At 68.3% G+C, this 22,965-nt stretch carries 18 protein-coding genes; 15 read left to right on the top strand and 3 right to left on the bottom strand.

The features are described 5' to 3' along the window. The first annotated feature begins 33 nt into the window (after positions 1 to 33). Genes G432_RS10940 through G432_RS10995 form a run of 12 tightly spaced genes read left to right on the top strand, consistent with a single transcriptional unit; the run spans position 34 to position 15,440 of the window. Positions 34 to 2,028: a polysaccharide biosynthesis/export family protein gene (locus tag G432_RS10940; protein ID WP_015458886.1), complete on the top strand. Its 1,995-nt coding sequence runs from the start codon at positions 34 to 36 to the stop codon at positions 2,026 to 2,028. Next, positions 2,025 to 3,161 carry a hypothetical protein gene (locus G432_RS10945; protein ID WP_015458887.1) on the top strand — a complete coding sequence of 379 codons (1,137 nt, stop codon included), beginning with the start codon at positions 2,025 to 2,027 and terminating at the stop codon, positions 3,159 to 3,161. The genes G432_RS10940 and G432_RS10945 overlap by 4 nt, the downstream gene beginning before the upstream one ends. Next, entirely contained in the window at positions 3,158 to 4,180 is a 1,023-nt protein-coding gene (locus G432_RS10950) for a glycosyltransferase family 2 protein (RefSeq protein ID WP_015458888.1), read from the top strand. Before G432_RS10945 ends, G432_RS10950 begins: the two co-directional genes overlap by 4 nt. Beyond that, positions 4,177 to 5,520, top strand: coding sequence for a glycosyltransferase 87 family protein (locus G432_RS10955; protein WP_015458889.1), 1,344 nt, complete (start codon positions 4,177 to 4,179; stop codon positions 5,518 to 5,520). The genes G432_RS10950 and G432_RS10955 overlap by 4 nt, the downstream gene beginning before the upstream one ends. Next, complete coding sequence (locus tag G432_RS10960) at positions 5,517 to 6,578, top strand: NAD-dependent epimerase/dehydratase family protein (protein ID WP_051128830.1); 1,062 nt, start codon at positions 5,517 to 5,519, stop codon at positions 6,576 to 6,578. The genes G432_RS10955 and G432_RS10960 overlap by 4 nt, the downstream gene beginning before the upstream one ends. Then, complete coding sequence (locus G432_RS10965; protein ID WP_015458891.1) at positions 6,575 to 8,395, top strand: thiamine pyrophosphate-binding protein; 1,821 nt, start codon at positions 6,575 to 6,577, stop codon at positions 8,393 to 8,395. The genes G432_RS10960 and G432_RS10965 overlap by 4 nt, the downstream gene beginning before the upstream one ends. Continuing rightward, the gene (locus G432_RS10970; RefSeq protein WP_015458892.1) at positions 8,392 to 8,886 is read left to right on the top strand and encodes a GtrA family protein; all 495 of its coding nucleotides are present in this window, start codon (positions 8,392 to 8,394) and stop codon (positions 8,884 to 8,886) included. Before G432_RS10965 ends, G432_RS10970 begins: the two co-directional genes overlap by 4 nt. Then, complete coding sequence (gene rfbF / locus G432_RS10975; protein WP_041864885.1) at positions 8,874 to 9,644, top strand: glucose-1-phosphate cytidylyltransferase; 771 nt, start codon at positions 8,874 to 8,876, stop codon at positions 9,642 to 9,644. Before G432_RS10970 ends, rfbF begins: the two co-directional genes overlap by 13 nt. After that, positions 9,635 to 10,765, top strand: coding sequence for a CDP-glucose 4,6-dehydratase (rfbG, locus tag G432_RS10980; protein ID WP_015458894.1), 1,131 nt, complete (start codon positions 9,635 to 9,637; stop codon positions 10,763 to 10,765). The genes rfbF and rfbG overlap by 10 nt, the downstream gene beginning before the upstream one ends. Next, positions 10,762 to 12,432: an ArnT family glycosyltransferase gene (locus G432_RS10985; RefSeq protein ID WP_015458895.1), complete on the top strand. Its 1,671-nt coding sequence runs from the start codon at positions 10,762 to 10,764 to the stop codon at positions 12,430 to 12,432. Before rfbG ends, G432_RS10985 begins: the two co-directional genes overlap by 4 nt. 60 nt (positions 12,433 to 12,492) lie before the next feature. Then, on the top strand, positions 12,493 to 13,857 hold the full coding sequence (locus G432_RS10990) for a DUF4139 domain-containing protein (protein WP_015458896.1): 1,365 nt from the start codon (positions 12,493 to 12,495) through the stop codon (positions 13,855 to 13,857). Further along, a complete protein-coding gene (locus tag G432_RS10995; RefSeq protein ID WP_015458897.1) occupies positions 13,854 to 15,440 on the top strand; it encodes a DUF4139 domain-containing protein in 1,587 nt (528 codons plus the stop codon). The genes G432_RS10990 and G432_RS10995 overlap by 4 nt, the downstream gene beginning before the upstream one ends. 138 nt (positions 15,441 to 15,578) lie before the next feature. On the opposite strand, the gene G432_RS11000 is transcribed toward G432_RS10995, so the two are convergent. Then, positions 15,579 to 16,442 (bottom strand): fructosamine kinase family protein, encoded by an 864-nt coding sequence (locus tag G432_RS11000; RefSeq protein ID WP_015458898.1) that lies wholly within the window; start codon positions 16,440 to 16,442, stop codon positions 15,579 to 15,581. Between the two features lie 319 nt (positions 16,443 to 16,761). On the opposite strand from G432_RS11000, the gene G432_RS11005 reads away from it, so the two are divergent. Then, positions 16,762 to 18,054: an Hsp70 family protein gene (locus G432_RS11005; protein ID WP_015458899.1), complete on the top strand. Its 1,293-nt coding sequence runs from the start codon at positions 16,762 to 16,764 to the stop codon at positions 18,052 to 18,054. Positions 18,055 to 18,217: 163 nt separating this feature from the next. Here the strand turns inward: G432_RS11005 and G432_RS11010 are convergent, their stop codons facing one another. Next, positions 18,218 to 18,565 carry a hypothetical protein gene (locus tag G432_RS11010; RefSeq protein ID WP_144062031.1) on the bottom strand — a complete coding sequence of 116 codons (348 nt, stop codon included), beginning with the start codon at positions 18,563 to 18,565 and terminating at the stop codon, positions 18,218 to 18,220. A gap of 302 nt (positions 18,566 to 18,867) precedes the next feature. Next, complete coding sequence (locus G432_RS11015) at positions 18,868 to 19,542, bottom strand: TetR/AcrR family transcriptional regulator (protein ID WP_015458901.1); 675 nt, start codon at positions 19,540 to 19,542, stop codon at positions 18,868 to 18,870. 80 nt (positions 19,543 to 19,622) lie between these two features. On the opposite strand from G432_RS11015, the gene G432_RS11020 reads away from it, so the two are divergent. Continuing rightward, the gene (locus G432_RS11020; protein WP_236626906.1) at positions 19,623 to 20,750 is read left to right on the top strand and encodes an FAD-dependent oxidoreductase; all 1,128 of its coding nucleotides are present in this window, start codon (positions 19,623 to 19,625) and stop codon (positions 20,748 to 20,750) included. 240 nt (positions 20,751 to 20,990) lie between these two features. Continuing rightward, positions 20,991 to 22,649 (top strand): M28 family metallopeptidase, encoded by a 1,659-nt coding sequence (locus G432_RS11025; RefSeq protein WP_015458903.1) that lies wholly within the window; start codon positions 20,991 to 20,993, stop codon positions 22,647 to 22,649. Positions 22,650 to 22,965: the final 316 nt, after the last annotated feature.

Raw genomic sequence — 22,965 nt, forward strand, 5'->3', positions numbered from 1 at the left:
CCGCAAGAGATCGATGGACCTGTGACACCCGAGATGACGCTTCCGTTTCCCGGCCGGCGCGCCGGCATCGCGCGCCGTGCGCTGCGCTGCTCGGCGGCGCTGATGCTGTGCCTGCCGGCGATCGCCCAGGCGCAGTTCCTGCCGCCCGCCGTCGCCGATGCGGGGGCCGCTTCATCGCCTTTCGGCGGCCCGGCCGCCGCCTCCGGCGCGCGCGGCGTGAGCGCGGCGGCGGCGGCATCGCAGGTGGGGATCGGCGCGGACGACGGCGCGGCGGCCTTCCAGCCCGTGCAGATCGAGGGCAGGCGCCCGGCGGGCGATGCCGACGGCAACGGATCGGCCGGCAAGGCCGCGCGGGACGAAGCATCGGCGGAGGCGCTCCGCGATCGTTCGCTGGCGGCGGCGGGGCGGCCGGCGCTCAGCGAGTTCGAACGCTACGTCTCCTCGGTGGTGGACAAGCCGCTCCGCCGCTTCGGCGCCGATCTGCTGGTGCCCGCCGCGCGCGATTTCACCGCGCCGCCCACCACCACGGTGCCGCCCGATTACCGCCTGAACCCCGGCGACGAGCTGGTGATCGGCCTCGCCGGATCGGTGCAGGCGGATGAATTGCGCCTGGTCGTCGATCCCGAAGGCCGCGTGTTCCTGCCGCGCGCCGGCGCGGTGGACCTGGCCGGCGTGCGCTATGGCGACGTGCAGGCGCTGCTGTCGCGCCAGCTTTCCCGCTTCTACCGCGATTTCCAGATCAGCGTGGCGATCGGCCGGCTGCACGGCATCACCGTCTATGTCACCGGCTTCGCGGCCACGCCCGGCTCCTACACGGTCAGCAGCCTTTCGACGCTGGTGAACGCGGTGCTGGCGGCGGGCGGCCCGTCTGCCGGCGGCAGCTTCCGTTCCATCCAGCTTCGTCGCGGCGGCCGGCTGGTTTCCGATTTCGACCTCTATGATCTGCTGCTGAGGGGCGACAAGAGCGGCGACGCCGTGCTCCAGAATGGCGACGTCATCTATATCGCGCCGGTGGGCGCACAGGTGGCCGTGGTCGGCAGCGTCAACCATGAGGCGATCTTCGAGGCGGGGCCGAAGGATTCGCTCGCCGATGTGCTGCTCTATTCGGGTGGGGCCAACACGGTCGCGGACAATGGCCGGCTGATGGTGCTCAATCCGCTGGCGCCCGAAACCGGCGGCTGGGAGGAATTGACCCCCGCCCAGGCGCAGGCGCGCATCGCCAGGCGCGGCGAGATCGTGCGCGTGCTTTCCGGCGTCGGCATCGCCCGCCCGCTCGACCAGCAGCCGGTGCTGGTGACGGTGAGCGGCGAGGTCGCCCGGCCCGGCCGCTATTATTTCCAGCCCGGCGTCAGCCTGGAGGACGTGATCGGCCGCGCCGGCGGAATGACGGGCAAGGCCTTCCCTTATGCCACCATCGTCACCCGCGAAAGCGTGCGCCAGCAGCAGCGGCAAAGCTTCAACCGCGCGCTCAAGGATCTGGAGCTGCAGCTCACCACCCAGCCCCTCATCTCGGCGAACCGGGCCGAGCAGTTGCAGCCGGCCTATCTGCAGGCGGTGCAGTCGGTCGTCGCCCAGTTCCGCTCGCGCGAGCCGGACGGGCGGCTGGTGCTCGATATCGGGCCGGACGCGCGGTCGCTGCCGGGCGAGCTGGTGCTGGAGAATAACGACACCATCTACGTGCCGCCGCAGCCGGTGACGGTGGGCGTGTTCGGCGCGGTGCCAAGCTCCGCCTCGTTCAAATATACGCCCAACCGCACGATCGGCGATTATCTGAAGAATGCCGGCGGCGTCAGCAAGATGGGCGACAAGTCCGCCATCTTCGTGGTGCGCGCCAACGGCTCCGTCCTCGCTTCCGGGCGCGGCCTGTTCCAGGGCGGGCTTGCCAATGCGCGGGCGCTGCCGGGCGATCTGATCTACGTGCCGGTTGCCGCGGGGCGCGGCGAATTCTGGGCGCGGCTGCGCGATATCACCAGCACGCTGTTCGGCGGCGTCGCCGCTGCGGCAACGGTGAAGGTGCTCGCCGAATGAGCGCGATCGATCAGGGGCGGGCGGCTGTCGTCCGGGCGGTGCATGACGGCCGGATGCGCCGCCGCGTCTATGCGGTGGCGGCGCTGCTGCTCGCCCTTCTCTGCCTGTGGCCCCAGCCGCATGTCGCGCGCGCCAAGATCCTGCCGCAGGACAATGGCGGCTCCGGCGTCAGCGCGATGCTGAACGCGCTGGGCGGGCAGATGTCCGGCTTCGCCAATCTGCTGGGCGGCGCGCGCACCCCGATCGACGTCTATCTTGTCGTCGGCCGTAGCGAGAATGTGATGGTCGACGTGATCGACCGGCTCAGGCTGGTCGGCCCGTCGGGCCGCTACGCGACGGTGGACAAGGCGCGGATCGCGCTCGCCCGCAAGGTGGACGTCCATTCGCTGCCGGGCGGAGTGATCGAGGTCGAGACGCGCACGCATGACGCCGCCGAGGCGAAGGCGCTGACCTTCGCTTATGTCTCCGCGATCAGCGACCGCATCGGCACGCTCGGCCGCGAACGGATCGTCGCCAAGCGCAAGGTGGTGGACGAACGCTTCGGCCAGGCGGTGCGCCGGCTTTCCAGGGCCGAGGCCGCGCTCAACGAATTCCGCCGCCGCAACCGGCTGGCCGAGCCCGAGGCGCAGTTCGGCTCCGCCCTCATGCTGCGCGCAGACCTGGAGGCGCGGCTGCAGGCGAAGCTGGTGCAGCTCCAGACGGTGCAGCGCTTCGCGGGCGCGGAGAATGTGCAGCTCAAGGCGCTCCAGTCCGAAATCGCGGCGCTCCGCGCCCAGATCGCGCGCAGCGCGCAGCCGGCCGAAGGGGCGGGCGGGCCGAACGTCGCCGGGCTGGCCGAGGTTTCGGCAGAATATCTGAACCTCTATCGCGACTATCGCTTCGCCCAGGCGCTCTACGAGGCCTATTCCCGCCTGTCGGAACAGGTGGCGGTGGACGAGCTGACGGCGGAAAGCGCCGCCGACGTCCAGCTCCTCGAGCGGCCGCATCTCGATGCCGGGCGGCATTATAATATCCCGGCGGTGGCGCTGCTGGCGGCGCTGCTGCTGCTGGCCCTGTTCACCGAGGTCTATGCACCGGCGACGGGGATCGCGCTGTTCCGCGGGGCGCCCGCCGGCGGGGATGTGACGCCATGACGGCGGCGGTGGGGGCGCCGCTCTGGCCCGGCCCGGAAAACGAGGCCGTGCCCGAGCTTTCGATCGTCATTCCCTGCTTCAACGAGGAGGAGAATGTCCGCGCGATCCACGCGGCGGTGAAGGCCGAGGCCGAACGCCATGCGCGATCGCACGAGATCATCTTCATCGACAACAAGTCGACCGATCATACCCGCGCGCTGCTGCGGCAGATCTGCGCCGAGGACGGCGCCACGCGGGCGATCTTCAACAACCGCAATTACGGCCAGATGCGATCGCCCACCCATGCGATCTATCAGGCCACCGGCCGCGCGGTGATCGGCATGTGCGCCGATTTCCAGGACCCGCCGGCCATGATCGGCGAGTTCATGCGCCTGTGGCGCGGCGGGGCCGAGGTGGTGCTGGGCCAGCGCCGGTCCGAACGCGCTTCCCCGCTCACCCGCTTCATCCGGGCGGCGGGCTACGGCTTTCTGGGCCGCTTCGCCGATTATCCAGTGATCCCCGGCGCCACCGGCTTCGGCCTGTTCAGCCGCGACGTGGTGGATGCGCTGGCGACCTGGAACGAGCCCGAGCCCTTCTTTCGCGGCATGGTGGTGGAAGGCGGCTTCCGCATCGCCATCGTCCCCTTCAACCGGCCCGAGCGCGCGGCGGGCGAGACCAAGAACAATTTGCGCACCCTCGCCGACTTCGCGATTTCCGGCATCGCCGGATCGTCCAAGTCGCTGCTGCGCTGGCCGATCAAGGGATCGATCTATGCGGGCCTCGCGACGGCGCTGCTGCTCGGCGGCGCGCTGGCGGCGCATCTGGCGGACGGGCCCGGCTGGGCGCTGCTGTTCCTCGCCGCGCAGGCGGGCATGTTCGCCGTGCTGCTGCTGTTCCTGGGGCTGATCGGCGAGCAGGTGCGGATGATATCGGAGCGCACGCGCAACGTGCCGCTGGTGATCGAGGAAGCGCGGCTGAACTTTCCCGCCGGGCGGCGCGCGCCGGTGGATCGCCGCCAGTTCGGGACGGAGGAGGCATGAGCGGCGGGCGGCGGGCCGGCCGCGCGGCGGGCCTCTTCGCCGAACGGGCGCTGATGCTGGCCGTGGCGGCGAGCTTCGGCTGGCTCCTCTGGTCGTTCCACCGGAACGGCTATCTGCCGCAGCCCTTCATCATCGACACCAACGACACCTTCATGGACTGGTTCAACACCGCATATTGGGCGAACAATCCGGGCGCCTATGATGTGTGGCGGACGGTCTATCCGCCCTTGTCCTTCCTGTTCCTGAAGCTGTTCAGCCTGCCCGGCTGCTATCTGGATTCGCCCTTTCAGGCGCGCGACTGCGACTGGTTCGGCAAGGCTGCGATCCTCGCATCCTACGCGCTGGGCGTCGCGCTCGCCTGGATCGCCTTCCGCCGCGCCGACCGGGCGACCGCGCCGATGCGGATCATCGCCTTCGCGATCGGCCTGCCGATGCTGTTCGCGCTGGAACGCGGCAACCTGATCCTGCCCTGCATAGCCTGCTTCGTCATCGCCCATGGCGATATCGTGCGGTCGAAGGCATGGCGCGGGCTGGCGGCGGCGCTGACGATCAACTTCAAGCCCTATCTGCTGCTGCCGGTGCTGGCGCTGGCCTTCAAGCGGCGCTGGCGTTCGCTGGAGCTGGCCGGGATCGCGACGCTGCTGGTCTATCTCCTGACCTATGCCTTCGTCGGCGCGGGCAGCCCGATCGAGATCGTCGACAATATGCGCAACTGGGTCGTCACCTTCGTGGGCGGGCAGGTGTGGGAACAAATCTATTATTCGACCAGCTATGTGACGCTGCTGCCGATCCGCACCACGCCGATCCCGATACTGGACCATATCCCCTCGCGCACGGTGGAGACGATCCTGTGGGCCGTGCCGATCCTGATCCGCGCGAGCCAGGCGGCGGGGCTGCTCTGCCTCGCGGGCGCGTGGCTCCAGCCCCGCGCGCTTTCGACGCAGCGGATCGCGGCGCTGCTGATGGCCATGTCGCTCGTCAGCCAGTCGCCAGGCGGCTACACCCAGGCCTTCCTGATCTTCCTCGTCTTCCTCGAACCCTGGCGGCGGCCGGGGCCGATCGTGGCGATCGTCGCCGCCTATCTGCTTTCGATATCGGCCGACTGGATCCTTTCGCCCTTCCCCGAGATCGCATCGAAAAGCTGGCTGGGCGGCCGGCCGGTGACGGGCCTGTTCGGCCTTTCGGTCGGCCAGTTCGCGCGACCGGGGCTGATCCTGCTGATCCTGTGGGCGCTGGCGGCGGACAGCCTGTGGCTGATCGCCCGCGCGCATCGCGGCCATCGCCCGATGATCGCGATCGGGCCCCGGACATGGCCTGCCCGGCCGGCGGTGGCGCGATGACCGCTTTGGCCCGATCCCGTGGCGGCTGGCGCTTCGCCGACGATCTCGACGCCATGTTCGCGGCGCTGGCGCCGATCTGGCCGCGCCTGGCCGGCAAGCGCATCTTCATGACCGGGGGCACCGGCTTCATCGGCCGCTGGATGCTGGAAGCGCTGCGCGATGCCGATCTGCGGCTGGGGCTGGGCGTGGAGGTGGTGCTGCTGAGCCGCGACCCGGCGGGCTTCGCCGCGCGTGTGCCGCACATCGCCGGCCATCCCGGCTTCCGCCTGATGGCCGGCGATGTCTGCGATTTCGCGGTGCCGGACGGGGGCTTCACCCATATCGTCCATGCCGCGACCGATGCGAGCGCCGCGCTGAACAGGCGCGATCCGCGCCGCATGTTCGACACCATCGTCGAAGGCACCCGCCGCGCGCTGGACATGGCGCGGGACCGTGCGGTCGAACGCTTCCTGATGCTGAGTTCCGGCGCGGTCTATGGCGCGCAGCCGTGGGACATGACCCATGTCGAGGAAGGCTGGCGCGGCGGCCCCGACTGCCTCGATCCGATGTCGGCCTATGGCGAGGGCAAGCGCGCGGCGGAGATGCTCTGCGCCATCCATGCCCGCCAGTTCGGCCTCGACATGGTCAATGCCAGGATCTTCGCGCTGCTGGGGCCGCTGCTCTCGCTCGACATCCATTTCGCGGCGGGCAACTTCATCCGCGATGCCCTGCGCGGCGAAACCGTGGTGGTGGAGGGCGCGGGCACGGCGGTGCGATCCTATCTCTACGCCGCCGATCTCGCCATCTGGCTGTGGACCCTGCTGATCCGCGGCGAAAGCGGCGCCACCTACAATGTCGGATCGGAGGAAGCGGTGTCGATCGCCGAGCTGGCGCACCGTGTCCACCGCATCCTTGGCGGGGCCGGGGTCGATATCCTCGGCCAGCCCGATCCCGGCTGGAATCCCGGCCGCTACGTGCCCTCGACCGCGCGCATCGCCCGCGACCTCGGCCTCCGCGCGACCGTCGACCTCGATGAAGCGATCCGCCGCACGGCGATCTGGAACGGATGGCAGCAATGACGACCATGAAATTATCGGACTGGGTGGCCGGCGAGCTTGTCCGCCACGGCATCGGGCATGTCTTCATGCTCACCGGGGGCGGGGCGATGCACCTCAACCATTCGCTGGGCACCCATGCCGGCCTGCAATGCACCTTCACCCATCATGAGCAGGCGCTGGCGATGGCGGCGGAGGCCTATTACCGCCTCACCAACCGGCTGGCGGTGGTGAACGTGACGTCGGGGCCGGGCGGCACCAACGCCATCACCGGCGTCTATGGCGCCTTCGTCGATTCGGTCGGCATGCTGGTGATTTCCGGCCAGGTGAAGACCGAGACGACGGTGCGCTCCACCGGCCTGCCGCTGCGCCAATATGGCGATCAGGAGCTGGACATCGAGGAAATCGTCCGCCCCATCACCAAATATGCGACGATGGTCACCGATCCCCGGTCGATCCGCTACCATCTGGAAAAGGCGATCTACCTCGCCACCAGCGGCCGGCCGGGGCCGTGCTGGCTGGATATCCCGCTGGACGTGCAGGCGGCGCGGATCGACCCGGACGATCTGCTGCCCGGATTCGACCCCGCCGAGCTGGACGAGCCGTGGAAGCGGACCGACCTCGACGCGGCGGCGGCCGCGATCCTCGAAAGACTGCAGGCGGCCGAGCGGCCGGTGGTGTTCGCCGGCAGCGGCGTGCGGCTGAGCGGCGCGCACGGCGATTTCATCCGCCTGATCGAGAAGCTGGGCGTGCCGGTGGTGACGGGCTGGAACGCGCATGACGTGCTGTGGAACGATCACCCGCTTTATGCCGGGCGGCCCGGCACCGTGGGCGACCGCGCCGGCAACATGGTGACGCAGAGCGCGGATTTCCTGCTGGTGCTGGGCAGCCGGCTGAACATCCGGCAGGTGAGCTACAATTGGAAGACCTTCGCGCGCGCCGCCTACAAGGTGTGGGTGGATATCGATCCGGTCGAGCTGCGCAAGCCGACGGTGACGCCCGACATGCCGGTGGTGGCGGACCTTGCCGATCTGATCCCGGCGATGCTGGCCGCGCCTTATGCCGGGCCGACGGACGCGCACCGCCTGTGGCTGGGCTGGGCGCGCGGTCGGGGGCCGCGCTTCCCCACCGTGCTGCCCGAATATCGCGATAATGCGCTGGTCCATCCCTATGTCGCGATGGACGAGCTGTTCGCGGCGCTGGACGAGGACGACATCGTCGTCACCGGCAATGGCAGCGCCTGCGTCGTCAGCTTCCAGGTGGCGGCGCTGAAGCGCGGACAGCGGCTGTGGACCAATTCCGGCTGCGCGACGATGGGATATGACCTGCCGGCCGCGATCGGCGTGTGCGCCGCCACCGGCAGCCGGCAGCGGGTGATCTGCCTGGCGGGCGACGGCAGCATCATGATGAACCTGCAGGAGATGCAGACGATCGCGGGTTACGGCCTGCCGGTGAAGGTCTTCCTGCTCAACAACAGCGGCTATGTCTCGATCTTCCAGACGCACCGCAACTTCTTCAACGGCGTCGAGGTGGGCGGCGGACCCAAGAGCAACGTCACCTTCCCCGATTTCGGCAAGGTCGCCCACGCCTTCGGCTTCGCCTATTTCCGCGCGGCGAGCCATGACGATCTGGCCGCGACGATCGCGGACGCGCTGGCGGCGGACGGCCCGGTGCTGTGCGAGATCATGCTGGACGAGCATGTGTCCTTCGCCCCCAAGCTGGGCGCGAAGCAGCATCCCGACGGGCGGATCACCTCGCCCGCGCTCGAGGATCTTTCCCCCTTCCTCCCGCGCGAGGTGCTGCGGGAGAATATGCTGATCGACCTGATCGAGGAAGCGTGAGCGCCGTGACCGATCGATCGCCGTCGCGGGCGGCATCCAGGATCGCCGCCATCGGCAGGCGCGGCGGCCGGCCGCTGCGCTTCCTGGTGGCGGGCGCGGTCAACACGCTGCTGGGGCTGGCTTTCTACCCCATGCTGCTGTGGGCGAGCCCGTGGTTCCGCGTGCATTATCTGGCGGCGCTCGGGCTGGCGCAGATCACCTGCCTGCTGTTCGCCTTCGCCACCCACAAGTTCGGCGTGTTCCGCACGCGCGGACCGGGCATCGTGCGCGAGCTTGCGGCCTTCGCCTCCTTCTACGCCATCAGCTACGCGGCCAACTGGGCGATGCTGCCGCTGCTGGTCGAGCTGGCCGGCATCCGCCCGGCGGCGGCGCAGACCGGCTTCACCCTGGCGGTGATCGCCGGATCCTATTTCTGGCACAGCCGGATCACCTTCCGGCCGGCCGACAATCCCGAACAACCAAGGTCGCAGGAGATACGATGCGAACCGTGATACTGGCGGGCGGCCTGGGCAGCCGCCTGGGCGAGGAAACCGCCGTGCGCCCGAAGCCGATGGTGGAGATCGGCGGCATGCCGATCCTGTGGCACATCATGAAGATCTATTCGGCCGCGGGCCTCAACGATTTCGTGATCTGCCTCGGCTACAAGGGCTATCTGATCAAGGAATTCTTCGCCAACTACTTCCTCCACACGGCGGACGTGACGATCGACCTCAACCGCAACGACCTGGAAATCCACCAGGCGCGCAGCGAGCCGTGGCGGATCACGCTGGTCGAAACCGGCGCCACGGCGATGACGGGCGGGCGGCTGAAGGCGATCAAGCCCTATCTCGAACCGGGCGAGCCCTTCTGCTTCACCTATGGCGACGGCGTCGCCAGCATCGACGTGGCCGATCTGGTGCGCTTCCACCGCGCCCATGGCCGGCGGGCGACGATCACCTCGGTCGCCCCGCCGGGCCGGTTCGGCGCGCTGGAGTTCGAGGGCGATCGCGTCACCAGCTTCCGCGAGAAGCCGGCCGGCGACGGCGGGCAGATCAACGGCGGCTTCTTCGTCGCCGATCCTTCGGTGCTGGACCTGATCGACGGACCGGATACGACCTGGGAGGCCGAGCCGCTGGAACGGCTGGCCAATGCGGGCGAGCTTGTCGCCTATCGCCATGACGGCTTCTGGCAGCCGATGGATACGCTGCGCGACAAGCAATATCTGGAATCGCTCTGGCAGAGCGGCGAGGCGCCGTGGAAATGCTGGTGAGCGAGGGAAATCCGGGCGCCGGCAATCCCTGGGCCGGCCGGCGCGTGCTGGTGACGGGGCATAGCGGCTTCAAGGGGAGCTGGCTGGCCCTGTGGCTGCACGCGCTGGGCGCGGAGGTGACGGGCTTCGCCCTGCCCGCGCCCACCGATCCCAGCCTGTTCGAAGCCGCCCAGCTGGCCGGGCTGATCCGCCATGTGGAAGGCGACGTGCGCGATCCGGCGGCGGTGCGCCGGGTGGTGGCGGAGGCGCGGCCGGAGATGATCTTCCACCTCGCCGCGCAGCCGCTGGTCCGCCTATCCTATCGCGAGCCGGTGGAAACATATGCCACCAACGTGATGGGCACGGTGCATGTGCTGGAAGCGGCGCGGCAGGCCGAAGGGGTGGCGGGGATCGTCTGCGTCACCAGCGACAAATGCTATGAGAATCGCGAATGGGTGTGGCCCTATCGCGAGAGCGACCCGATGGGCGGGCACGACCCTTACAGCAGCAGCAAGGGCTGCGCGGAGCTGGTGGTTTCGGCCTATCGCAATTCCTTCTTCTCCGAAGGCGGGCCGGCGGTGGCATCGGTGCGCGCCGGCAACGTGATCGGCGGCGGGGACTGGGCGGAGGACCGGCTGGTCCCCGATCTGGTCCGCGCCTTCCGGCAGGGGGCGGCGCCGGTGATCCGGTCGCCCGAAGCGGTCCGGCCCTGGCAGCATGTGCTGGAGGCGCTGGGCGGATATCTGATGATCGCCGAACGGCTGCTGGCGGGCGAGGCGCGCTTTGCCGACGCCTGGAATTTCGGCCCGGCCGATGACGATGCCCGGCCGGTATCCTGGATCGTCGACCGGATGAAGGCCGCCTGGGGCGACGGCGCGTCCGCCGCCATGCCCTTTTCCGGCGCCCGCCCGCACGAGGCGGGGCTGCTGCGGCTCGATTGCTCCAAGGCGCGCGCGGCGCTCGGCTGGCGGCCGGCGCTGGCGCTGGAGGACGCGATCGACTGGATCGTCGAATGGCATCGCGCGGTCGACGACGGGCATAATCCCCGCGCCGTGACGCTGGCGCAGATCGCCGAATATCGCAGGCGGGCGGGCCATGGTTCCGCGGCAGGCGCGCCGGCCGCCGGAACCATGGCGGCATGAGGATCAGGCGCGCCCGCTTTTCCCCGGCCGGCATCCTCCTTTTCCTGATCCTGCTGCTGGCGCTGGCGCTCAGGCTCCACGGCCTGGGCTTCGGCCTGCCCGCGCTCTACGATCCGGACGAGCCGCTGTTCGTGGTGAGCGCGCTCAAGCTGCTCCGCGATCAGACGCTCAACCCCGGCTGGTTCGGCCATCCCGGCACCACCACCATCTATGCGCTGGCGATCATCGACATGCTGGTGTTCGCGGCCGGCAGCCTGACCGGGCGGCTGGCCGATACCCATGCCTTCGCGACCGCCATCTACACCGATCCCTCGATCGTGGTGCTGCCGGGCCGGCTGTTCATCGCGCTGTGCGGGGTGGGCTGCGTCTGGCTCACCTTCCTGATCGGCCGGCGGCTGTTCGGCGATCGCGCCGGCCTGCTGGCGGCGCTGCTGCTGGCGGTCGATCCGCTGCATGTCCAATGGTCGCAGGTGATCCGCACCGATATCCAGGCGACCTTGTTCATGCTGGCCTGCGCGCTCGCCTCGATCGGGGTCGCCCGGCACGGGCGGCTCGGCGATTATCTGTGGGCGGGCCTCTGGGTGGGGCTGGGCACGGCGACCAAATGGCCGGCCGCGACGATCATCGCCTGCCTCGTCGGCGCGGCGCTGCTGCGCATGCGATCCGATCCCGCGAACGCGCGGCAGGCGGCGGGGCGCCTCGCCATCGGCCTTGCGGCCTCGCTGGCGGCGCTGCTGATCGTCTCGCCCTATATCCTGATCGATCACCAGACGGTGCTGGCCAATCTGGGGCGCGAGGCGCGGCCCCAGCATCTGGGCGCCACCGGCGGCGGGTTGCTCTTCAACCTCGGCTGGTATGTGGCGGGGCCGATGCGCGAGGCGATCGGCATCGCCGGGCTGGCGCTGGCCGCGATCGGCATCGGCGTGGCGGCGCGGCGGCCGGTGGCGCTCGCCACCATCATCCCCGCCTTCCTCGTCTTCCTGCTGGCGATCAGCGGGGAATCGCTGATCTGGGCGCGCTGGATCCTGCCGCTGCTGCCCTTCCTCTCCCTGTTCGCGGCGGTGGCGATCGTCGCCGTTGCGGATCGGCTTGCGCCGGGGCTGGGGCGGCGCGGCGCAGTCGCCGTGCAGCTGCTGCTGGCGGCGGCGCTGGCCCTGCCGATGCTGGCGGCGGCGCGCGCCGAGGCGGCGGAGCGGATCAACGACACCCGCACGCAGGCCGCCGCCTGGGCGCGCGCGCATATCCCGCGCAGCGACCGCATCGTGCTGGAACATCTCGCCTTCGACATGCTGGGCGATGGGTGGAGCTTCCTCTTCCCCGGCGGCGATGTCGGCTGCATCGACGGCAACAAGGTGCTGGCCGGCCAGGTCCGCTATGCGGATGTCGAACGCTGGCGCAACGGCCGCTCGATCCTCGATCTCGGCACGATCGATCCGGCCCGGATCGCCGCCTGCTGGGGCGATTATGCGATCATCTCCCACCTCGATCGCTACCAGCGCGAGCCCGATCGCTACCGCGCGGAGCTGGCCACCTACCGGCGCTTCCTCGATGGCGGCACGACGGTGGCGATGTTTCGTCCCGCCCCGGGGCGGAGCGGCGGGCCGGAGGTGCGGATCGTCCGGCTCGGGCCTTTGGCCGGTCCGGTGGGGGACGCGCCGAAGCGGTGACGCTTCCCATCCACTGCTTATCCGGGCAGTATCCGGCGCAATTCTTTGGGGGGAATGCCGATGCGTTGCTTGCCGGTGGTGATGCCGTTGCTGTTCGTCGCCGTGCCGGCGCCGGCGCAGACCGCCCAGGGAGACGTGGCCGTCACCATTTACAACAACGACATCGCGCTGGTGCAGGATGCCCGCACGCTGACGGTGCCGGCCGGCCGCAGCCACCAGGAATTCCCCGATGTCTCCGCCCAGATCCGGCCGGAAACCGCGAGCCTTTCGGGAGCCGGCATCGCCATCGTCGAGCAGAATTTCGATTATGATCTGCTTTCGCCCGACAAGCTGATGGAAAAGGCGGTGGGGCAGACGATCACCATCGTCCGCACCAACCCGGCGACGGGCGCGGAAACCCGCGAGCAGGCGCGGGTGCTCGCGGCCAATGGCGGCATCGTGCTCCAGATCGGCGAGCGGATCGAGGTGCTGCGCGACGATGGCCTGCCGGTGCGCGTGGTGTTCGACAAGGTGCCCGATAATCTGCGCGCGCGGCCGACCTTGTCGGTGACGATCGACGCGGCGAAGGCGGGGCCGGTGGCGACGCGGCTGTCCTACCTCACCCCCGGCTTGGGCTGGACCAGCGACTATGTGATGCTGTTCGACGAGAAGACCGGCGCGGCCGACATGCAGGGCTGGGTGACGCTGACCAACAATAGCGGAACCACTTACGCCAATGCCCGGACGCTGCTGGTCGCCGGCAATGTCGGCGGCGGGCGCAACCGCCTGGGCGCGCTCACCTCCACCCTGGAGGCGGCCGGCACCGAGAGCGGCCAGCGCGAGCGGCTGGGGGATTATTATCTCTATCCGCTGGCCGAACGGACGACGATCGCCCAGGCGCAGCAGAAGCAGGTGAGCTTCCTCGACGTGAAGGGCGCGCCGGCGCGCAAGGCCTATGAGTTCGTGAACGGCTGGCTCGGCAGCAATGATACGCCGCGCAGCGCCGCGACCGCGATCAAATTCTCCACCTCCCGCCAGGGCGGGCTTGGCGATCAGCTGCCCGCGGGCACGATCCGCGTCTATATGCGCGATCAGCGCGGCGATCCCCAGTTCATCGGCGAAAGCCGGATCGATCATACGCCGATGGGATCATCCCTTTCGATCCGCACCGGCGAGGCCTTCGACGTGAAGGTGAAGACCGTGGTCGAGGAGCGCACCCGCCTTTCCAGCCGGCGCTGGCAGACGAGGATGCGCTACATCCTTTCCAATGCCCGGCCCGAGCCGGTGACGGTGGACGTGGCGCAGAACGGCCTGTGGGGCGATGCGCGGGTCACGGCGCAGAGCCTGGAGGGCAACCGGGTTTCGGCCGACCGGATCGAATGGAAGGTGCCCGTCCCCGCCAACGGGACGACCGAGCTGATCGCGACCTTCGATACGCGGTATTGACGGCCGTGCGCCTCGCCGCGCTGCTCGCCTTGCTGCTGGCCGGCTGGCCCGTCACGCTGCCGGCGGCGACCGTCACGTCGCGCGAGGCGGCGGATATATCCGTTACCCTCTATCGCGCGCCCGATCGCGGCAGCGGAGCGATGGATCGCCGCTGGCCGGGCGGCTACGCCCTGATCAGCGAGACGCGGACGATCGCCATCCCCGCCGGCGAAAGCGTGATCCGCTTCGAAGGGGTGGCGGAAGGATTGCTGCCGGAAACCGCCATCGTCACCGGCCTGCCCAGGGGCGTGCGCGAGAAGAATCGCGATGCAAGGCTGATTAGCCCGGCCGGTCTGGTCGATGCCTATCTGAAGCGCCGGGTGACGTTGAGGCGAACGAACCGCGAAACCGGCAGGGTGACGGAGCAGCAGGCGATCATCCAGGCCGGCCCCGATGGCGGCGTGATCGTCCAGACGGCGGAAGGCTATGAGGCGCTTGGCTGTTCGGGCCTTCCCGAACGGATGCTCTATTCCGGTGTGCCGGCCGATCTCGCCCCCCGCCCGACGCTTTCGGTGGTGGCGATCAGCGACCGGCCGGTGACGGCGACGGTGCAGCTCACCTATCTGGCGCAGGGTTTCGACTGGTCGGCCAATTATGTGGCGCGGATGAACCCCGATGACGATGGCAGGATGGGCCTTTTCGCCTGGCTGACGATCGCCAACGGCGGCGCCCAGAGCTTCCGCGACGCGCGGCTGCAGGTGGTGGCCGGCCGGCCGAACAAGGAAGAAGCCGCGTCTCAGCCCGTGCCGTCCCGCGCCGTGCTGAAGCTGCGATGCTGGCCGATGGATATCACCAGCACCCATCCCCGCTCCGTCTTCACCCGCCTGCCCTGGCCCGAGGGGGAGGGCGAGGAAATGATGTTCGAGAATGCCGACAACATCGTCGTGACGGCACGGCGCCGCGAACGGCGCATCTTGAACGAGCCGATGGCGGTTCCGGTGGCGCCCGCGCCCGCTGCCATGATGGCCGAGCAGGAGGAACTGGGCGATCTCAAGCTCTATCGGGTGCCGGAACGGGTGACGGTCGCCGCCCAGGCGCAGAAGCAGGTGGCGATGATCGACCGGCCGGATGCGGCTTTCGATCGCGTCTATTCGGCCGGTGCGGATAGCGGATCGGGCGATTACCGGCCGATGCCCTTCCTGCTCCGGGGCAGGAACAGCAAGGCCAAGGGCCTGGGCCTGCCGCTGCCGGCGGGCGGCGTCGCGATCTTCGAGGAGGTGGCGGGCGAGCCGATGCTGGTCGGCGAGACCGATCTCGCCGATCTGGCCGTGGACGAGCAGGTCGAGCTGCCCATCGGCGAGAGCCCGGATGTCCAGTGGCGGCTCACCAAGGTCCGCGAAACACGGCGGCGGCAGGATTGGCTGGCGGAATTCACCAATGCCCGCGCCGTGCCCGTGCAGGCCGAGATCATCGTGCCCTTCGACCTTGTCGACCGCCCGCCCGGCACCGAGCGCCGGCGCGGCGGCTGGGCGCTGCCGGTAACGATCGCGGCGAACGGCACGGCTTCGCTCCCTTATTCGATCCGGCTGGACCGCGGGCGCTGAGCGCCGGCGGCTTGGGAGCGCCTTTTCCCGATTTGGGCCCGGCGGGAGAGGGAAGATCGTAAGGCGAGATAGAAGGGCGCATCTCTTCGATCGCCCAACGGCTTGCCACGGGACAGGTTTGGAAGTTCGCCGGCCGGGTCAGCAGCCGAGCAGGTCGAGCGCGTGCGCTACGGCAGGCGCATAGCCTTCGCCGAAAAGCCGCAGGTGAACCAGCAAAGGCCAGAGCCGATAGACGGGCTGCCGCTCTTGCCAGCCGGGCGCCAGGTCGAGCGCATCGCAGAAGGCCGGCGGCGGATGGTCGAACAGCGTCAGCATGGCGACATCGACCTCGCGGTCGCCATGATAGCAGGCAGGGTCGATCAGGCCGGTGATCCGGCCTGCCGACACGAGTATGTTCCCACCCCAGAGATCGCCGTGGAGCAGCGCTGGCGGCGGATCGTGTGGGAGATATTCGCCGAGCCGGTCGGCCAGGGTATCGAGACGGTGCGAGAGGTCTGCGGCAATATAGGGGATATGACATCGGATCCGGTTGTCGGCCCAGAAAGCGGGCCAGTCGGATCGCGCATCATTTGCGATAGCCAGGGGCCCGAAGGCATGATCTTCGCGCCAGCCATAAGCCTGATCGGTCGCGACGTGCAGGCGTTGGAGAACGGTTGCGAGGTCGGCCCAGGCGGGTCCGGCAAGACGGCCGTCATTTTCGAGCCGATCCATGACGATCAGATCGGATTGGATCGCGACGATGGCCGGGGCGGGGGCGCCCGTCATTCCGATGGCGCCCAGCATGGCTGCTTCGGCCCACGCCTGCGGGGTCGGCTTCGCCACCAGCCGGCGCCCGTCGTCCAGCAGGATGGCGAACGCCGATGACAGGTCGCCGCCGGCCAGCGGCGCCATCTGCCTGACCGATCGACCGAGCAGCGCGGTGATGCGCTCTGTGAGCGGCGCGTCCGTGGCGGAGACGGGGCTCATGACCTGGTTGCCCTGATTCTCGTCGGATCGTTCCATGGCCGGGTTCTCCATGCGGCAATACCGTGGCTCGCAGGGGCGGAGAGGCGATTAAGCCCGCGCCGCGGCAGGCGCGCCATGGCGGATGCTCTTCCACCCGGAGTTTCAGCCATGAGCCAGACGCCGTTGACCGTTCGCATTCCCGAAGCCTGTCGCCAACCGGGCGGCGCTGATCGATCGCCCACCGGCAATGAATGTCGTCCAGACCATAGCCCGATCAACGCCCGACCGGGTTCAATGATCGCTTGCGACGTTGGGGGCGTCGGTCCATAGGCGCCGGCCCTCGCCGCTTCCCGTCACTTTTTGGAGATCCCCTTCGATGTCACGCCCCGCGCTCGGCCTCGACTTCGGCACGACCAACAGTGTCGCGGCTGTCGCCCTCGAGGGAGGGGCGTCGCAATTGGTGGACTTCACGGGCGAGCATTCAACCGGCGCCGTCTTTCGATCTGCGCTGTGCTTCTGGCACGATGAAGCTGTCCGGGGCGGACTTGCCCATGAGGCAGGACCATGGGCCATCGCCGAATATCTCGAATATCCCCAGGACAGCCGCTTCATCCAGTCGTTCAAATCGGTGGCGGCGAGCGCTTCCTTCGAACATGCCTCGGTATTCGAGAAGCGCTTCCGGTTCGAGGAACTCGGGCATCTCTTCCTCGAGCGGCTGATAGCCCATGCCGGAGGCCGGCTCGACGACAGGCCCGAGCGGATCATCGTCGGACGACCGGTTGAATATGCCGGGGGCCGCCCCGATCCCGAGCTTGCCCGACAACGCTATGACCGTATGTTCGAGGCCTTCGGGACGTCCATCCACTATGTCCATGAGCCGCTTGGCGCGGCGTTCAGCTACGCTTCGCGGCTGACCGAACCCGCCACCATTCTGGTCGCGGATTTCGGCGGCGGTACGAGCGATTTCTCCGTCGTCCATGTCGGCGAGCCCGGCGCCGGCAGGCGCTGCGTGCCGCTGGGATCGGCCGGCATCGGCATTGCCGGCGACCGGTTCGATTATCGCATCGTCGATCGCCTGGTCCTGCCCATGCTCGGCAAGGGCGGGGCCTATCGATCCTTCGACAAGATCCTCGAGATTCCGCGGGGATATTTCACCGATTTTGCCGACTGGTCGCGGCTGGCGCTCATGCGCAACCGCCGGACGATGGAAGAACTGCGTCGGCTGCAGAAATCGGCGGTCGATCCGGCCGCCATCGGCCGGATGATCGCGCTGATCGACAATGAGCTCGGCTATCCGCTCTATGACGCCGTGGGACGGCTCAAGCGCGCGCTTTCCAGCGAAGACCGGGCCATGTTCCTGTTCTCCGGCGGCGGGCTGTCGATCGAGGCCGAGGTATCGCGCGCCGAATTCGAAAGCTGGATCGCGGAGGATGTCGCCCGGATCGAGGCAACCGTCGATCGTGCACTCGCCCATGCGGAAAGATCGTCGGCGGAGATAGACCGGGTCTTCCTCACCGGCGGATCGTCGCTGATCCCTGCAATTCGCCGGTTGTTCGAACGCCGTTTCGGAGACGGTCGGATCGCCGGCGGCGACGAGCTGACATCGATCGCCCACGGCCTGGCGTTGATCGGACAAGAGGAGAACCTGACGGCCTGGACTGCGGACTGAGCCGGCCTACCGCAATGCCGGATGATCAATCGGCAGCAAAGCCGGCATTGAGATGGAGAAGGCTGTGTCAGATACGCGCTGAAGGCTTGGGTATCATCGCCTTACGGAACGACACTGCCCGGCCGTTGTGTACCATCCTTGCAATCCGCTCGCCGCATAAAGGCTATTCCGGCGCCATCTGGCAATTTGGTCCTACCCATTTGCCCGTTTCGATATCGAGATCATTGTCCATCATCCCAGCCGTGCACACCGGATAACGATCGTCGCCACGACGGGCCATGCTGAGATCCCGGTATCGGCGCAGCAGCGTTTCGCGATCCGGATTTTGTCGTTTTTGCCGCTCCACAAGCTTCATCACGCAATTGGCAAAGGCATCCGTGCCGTCCTTGAAGCCGTAGTCGGCGCATTGCGCCTTGGCCTTGTCAGTTGCTTTGCGGGCGAGAGCCTCGCTGGCGATGAGCGCGGAAGATCCGGTCAGCGCCAAGATAAATGCGAAGGACAAAACACGCATCGGCGTTCCCTTCATCAAGTGCAATCGGTTAGCACGAAGCGAACCTGCCAACCGTCCGCGGCTTGCGCAAGGACGGGTTTTTGGATGCTCATCGTCGATTGATTGGACGGCGTCATCGATTGGCCGGGAGGTGCCAACACGTGCGATGCGCGAGTATCCTGACGTTAAAGCGTGATAGCCTGCGCATGCCGCCTCGCCCTGTGGATGCGTTTTACGTAGCTGCAGAAGCGGATGAACCTTTCCCGGTGAAAGGTGATTATTTCAAATGCCACCCATGATTAAGGCCTGCAGCTTCGCGCCCATCATCGCGGCGAACGCTCGCGGATGCTTTCGATGCCGGTGAGGACGAGATTGATGCCGGCCAGGAACTGTTCGCGGTCGTCGTGTCCGGGCACGTGCGCCGCCAGCTGCCGCACGAAGGGATATTCGGCGGGATCGAGCTCGGCCCATTCCGCGGCCATGGCCGTGAGGTGGGCCGAGCGCTCGGTGTCGCGCGGCAGGCGGGCGGCGGCGGCATGCTGCGCGGCGATGCCCAGGATGGCGTTCATGAGCGCGGTGGTTGCGTTGAACAGCGCGTCATCGGGCACGCCGAGCGCCTGAACCTGCCTTCCGACGCTTTCCAATATCCGAAGCACCGCCCGTTGCCATGGATCGCCGGACAGCAGCGCCCCCATCCAGGGGTGCGCGTCGAGGGCATCGAACACGCCGAGAGCCACGGCGCGGATCGCATCCTGTGGCGCCCGAGGCGTCGCCAACCCGGCCATCATGCCGGCGATGATGTGGTCGGTCGCCGCCGCGACCAGCGCCTGCTTGTCGGCGATGTGCCAGTAGATCGCTCCGCTGCCGGTCGCGAGCCGAGCCGAAAGCGCGCGAAAGGTCAGCGCGCCTTCGCCGTCCGTGTCGAGGATCCCGATCGCGGCTTCGACGATCCGTTCCTTGGAGAGGGCGCCCGTGCGCCGTGCGGTCCTGGTGGCCATGACGCCACCTTGACATGATTGGAACGCCGTTCCAACGGCGTTGTGGAACGACGTTCCAATCAAATCCGGAGAATGCGATGATGACACCCGTGACGATCATCGGCGCGGGCCTTGGCGGTCTGGTCCTCGCCCGCGTCCTCCATGTTCACGGCATTCCCGCCATAATCTACGAGGCGGAGCCTTCGGCGATGGCGCGCACGCAGGGCGGCCTGCTCGACATCCATGCGCAGGACGGGCAGGTCGCCCTCGCCGCGGCCGGCCTCACGGAAGAGTTCCGCGCCATCATTCATGCGGGGGGAGAGGCCGCGCGCGTGCTGGATCGGCAGGGCGCGGTGCTGCTCGACCTGCCCGACGATGGCACGGGCGGGCGGCCCGAGGTGCTGCGCGGTGATCTGCGGCGCATCCTCGTGGAATCGCTGCCCGCGGAGGCGATCCGCTGGGGCAAGAAGCTCGCCGGTGTCGCGGCGCTCGGCGAGGGCCGATACGAACTTGGTTTTACGGATGGGTCGACCGTGACCACCGGCTTTCTGGTCGGCGCCGACGGCGCCTGGTCGAAAGTCCGTCCGCTGCTTTCGAGCGCCGTCCCGGAATATGTCGGCACGACCTTCGTCGAGACCTATCTTCGCGACGTCGACGTGCGGCACCCCGCAACGGCGCAGGCTGCCGGCGGAGGCGCCCTGTTCGCGCTCGCGCCGGGGCAGGGGATTTTCGCGCATCGCGAGCCGGGAGGCATTCTCCACGCCTATGTCGCGCTGAACCGCCCCGCCGCGTGGTTCGCCGGCATCGACTTCGGCGATGCCGCCGCCGCGACGGCGCGTGTGGCGGCCGAGTTTGGCGGCTGGGCGCCCGCGCTCACGGCCCTGATCACCGATGGCGAGGCGCCCCCGGTTCCGCGCCCGCTATATGCGCTCCCGACCGGCCACCGGTGGGATCGCGTGCCCGGGGTTACGCTGCTGGGTGACGCCGCGCATCTGGCGCCGCCCGCCGGCGAAGGCGCGAATCTGGCGTTGCTCGACGGCGCGGAGCTGGGGCAGGCGATCGCCGCCAATCCCGGCGACATCGAGACCGCGCTCGCCGTCTATGAAGCGGCGGTGTTTTCGCGTGGTGCGGCGGCGGCTGCGGATGGACATGATATGCTGGCGCTCCTGCTCGGCGAGCGTGCGCCGTTCGCGCTCGTCGATTTCTTCTCCGGCCCAGTGCAAAATTGAACCCGGCTGCCGGCCGCCCGGAAATAATTCCGCAATCCGAGATGTCGTGAGGGCCGGCCTGTCCTCGCGCGCGTCCCGCTGGCCTCCCGGCGCTGGAAGGGGGCCGGGACTCATTGACGCCGGGTGGGACACCTGGCCCGCGCCGGATGCCGCGGCAAGCCAGGTCCGGCGGTTGCGGCGCTGGACAGGCTTGCCGCCTTTGATAGGGTCCCGCCATCCATTGTCTCTGGGAACCCGCTCTTGAAACTTCGTTCCGTTCTCGCGGCCGCGCTGCCGCTCGCCATTCTCGCCTCCCCGCTTTCTGCCCAGCCCCAGGCCGCCGATCCCGCCTTTACCCCCGAAGGCATTCGCTCGATCGTGCGCTTCCTGTCGGATGATCTGCTGGAAGGCCGCGATACCGGCAGCCGCGGCCATGAAATCGCCGCCCGCTACGTCGCCAGCCGGTTCGAGGAATTCGGCCTGAAGCCGGCCGGGGACAACGGCACCTGGTATCAGCGCATCACCCTGCAGCAGACCGATCGCACCGATACGCCCGGCACGCTCACCGTCACCGGCCCGGCCGGCCGAAAGGACTGGACGCATGGCAGCGATGTCCTGATCGGCCTCAGCGCCAGCGAGAGCCATCTGGATATCTCCGCGCCGCTGGTCTTCGTCGGCTATGGGATCGAGGACAGGAAGCTCGGCATCAACGATTATGCGGGACTGGACGTGCGCGGCAAGATCGTCGTCGCGTTGCGGGGCTATCCCAAGGGCCTGCCCAGCGAAGAAGGGGCGCATGTCAGCGCCGCCAAGCGCCAGGCCGCCCAGGCCCATGGCGCCATCGGCATGGTTTCCGTCGGCACGCTGCTGTCGATGAAGACCCGGCCGTGGGCGCAGATGGTGCATTTCGCCGACGAGCCGGATTTCACTTGGGTCAGCCCCGAAGGCCAGCCTTTCGACGATGCGCCCGCCATCCGCGCCAGCGCCAGCCTGAACGATCCGGCGGCCGAAGCCGTGTTTGCCGGCGCGCCCAGGACATTGGCCGCCATCCGTGCGGAAGCCGACAAGGAAGGCGGCCGGCCGAAGGGCTTCGCGCTCAAATCCAGCATCCGCATCCGGAATGAGAGCACCACCAGGCGGGTCACCAGCCCCAATGTCGTCGCCATGCTGCGCGGATCCGATCCGAAGCTGGCGGACGAATATGTGGTGCTGTCCGCCCATCTCGACCATATCGGCATCAGCCCAGCCAAGCCGGGCGACACGGCCGATACCGATCGCATCAACAATGGCGCACTGGATAATGCCGCCGGCATCGCCACGATGCTGGAAGTGGCCCGCGCGGCGGCCGCATCACCGGTGAAGCCGCGCCGCTCGATCATCTTCCTCGCCTCCACCGGCGAGGAAAAGGGCCTGATCGGCGCCGATTATTATGCGCGTCATCCCAGCGTGCCGATCCGCTCGATCGTCGGCAATGTCGATCTGGATATGCCGCTGCTGCTCTATCCCTTTACCGACGTCACCGCCTTCGGCGCGGATCATTCGTCGCTGGGGCCGATCGTGGCCGGCGCGGTGGCGCCGATGGGCATCAGGCTTTCGCCCGATCCCATGCCCCAGGAAAGCATCTTCGTCCGTTCCGACCATTATATGTTCGTGAAGCAGGGCGTGCCGGCCGTGTTCCTGGCGACCGGTTTCGCCAATGGCGGCGAAAAGGCGTGGGGCGCCTTCCTCGGCGGCAATTACCACCACCCCGGCGACGACATGAACCAGAAGATCGACTGGAATGCCGGCGCCCGCTTCGCCGAGGCCAATTACCGCATCATGCGCGCCATGGCCGATGCCGACACGCAACCGCTCTGGTACGCGAAGGACTTTTTCGGCGACACCTTCGCGCCCACCAGCCCCCGCGCCCCCAGGCGCTGACCGAGCCGGGCCGGCAGGCAACCTGCCGGCCCGCGCACCAAGCGCGCGCTTGGAAATGGCAGCTATCGCGCAAGCGATTGCGTGTGAGTTCCACCAGAGATGCCGCCCCATCTCCATGGGGCATGGCGGCGTGACGCCATCCTTTTTGGGTTAGGCGCGGAAGGCCCTTTGTCACCGACCGCATGGGCGCATCCGAATCTCGATAGCCGTTCGAACAGGCCCAATAGAGCATGGACCCAACGCGTTGAGATAGGCGCCAGTTCGGCCGGACGGCTGCGGCCGCGTATCGTCACGAAAGCCGGGGAAACGCCAGGCT

Source organism: Sphingomonas sp. MM-1 (assembly GCF_000347675.2).
GTDB lineage: Bacteria > Pseudomonadota > Alphaproteobacteria > Sphingomonadales > Sphingomonadaceae > Sphingomonas_E > Sphingomonas_E fennica.

What these genes read in the sequence shown, in the direction of transcription:
- G432_RS10940 (WP_015458886.1), top strand. Translation starts at nt 34, where the DNA reads ATGACGCTTCCGTTTCCCGGCCGGCGCGCCGGCATCGCGCGCCGTGCG.
- G432_RS10945 (WP_015458887.1), top strand. Translation starts at nt 2,025, where the DNA reads ATGAGCGCGATCGATCAGGGGCGGGCGGCTGTCGTCCGGGCGGTGCAT.
- G432_RS10950 (WP_015458888.1), top strand. Translation starts at nt 3,158, where the DNA reads ATGACGGCGGCGGTGGGGGCGCCGCTCTGGCCCGGCCCGGAAAACGAG.
- G432_RS10955 (WP_015458889.1), top strand. Translation starts at nt 4,177, where the DNA reads ATGAGCGGCGGGCGGCGGGCCGGCCGCGCGGCGGGCCTCTTCGCCGAA.
- G432_RS10960 (WP_051128830.1), top strand. Translation starts at nt 5,517, where the DNA reads ATGACCGCTTTGGCCCGATCCCGTGGCGGCTGGCGCTTCGCCGACGAT.
- G432_RS10965 (WP_015458891.1), top strand. Translation starts at nt 6,575, where the DNA reads ATGACGACCATGAAATTATCGGACTGGGTGGCCGGCGAGCTTGTCCGC.
- rfbF (WP_041864885.1), top strand. Translation starts at nt 8,874, where the DNA reads ATGCGAACCGTGATACTGGCGGGCGGCCTGGGCAGCCGCCTGGGCGAG.
- rfbG (WP_015458894.1), top strand. Translation starts at nt 9,635, where the DNA reads ATGCTGGTGAGCGAGGGAAATCCGGGCGCCGGCAATCCCTGGGCCGGC.
- G432_RS10985 (WP_015458895.1), top strand. Translation starts at nt 10,762, where the DNA reads ATGAGGATCAGGCGCGCCCGCTTTTCCCCGGCCGGCATCCTCCTTTTC.
- G432_RS10990 (WP_015458896.1), top strand. Translation starts at nt 12,493, where the DNA reads ATGCGTTGCTTGCCGGTGGTGATGCCGTTGCTGTTCGTCGCCGTGCCG.
- G432_RS11000 (WP_015458898.1), bottom strand. Translation starts at nt 16,442, where the DNA reads ATGGAACGATCCGACGAGAATCAGGGCAACCAGGTCATGAGCCCCGTC.
- G432_RS11005 (WP_015458899.1), top strand. Translation starts at nt 16,762, where the DNA reads ATGTCACGCCCCGCGCTCGGCCTCGACTTCGGCACGACCAACAGTGTC.
- G432_RS11010 (WP_144062031.1), bottom strand. Translation starts at nt 18,565, where the DNA reads ATGCGTGTTTTGTCCTTCGCATTTATCTTGGCGCTGACCGGATCTTCC.
- G432_RS11015 (WP_015458901.1), bottom strand. Translation starts at nt 19,542, where the DNA reads ATGGCCACCAGGACCGCACGGCGCACGGGCGCCCTCTCCAAGGAACGG.
- G432_RS11020 (WP_236626906.1), top strand. Translation starts at nt 19,623, where the DNA reads ATGACACCCGTGACGATCATCGGCGCGGGCCTTGGCGGTCTGGTCCTC.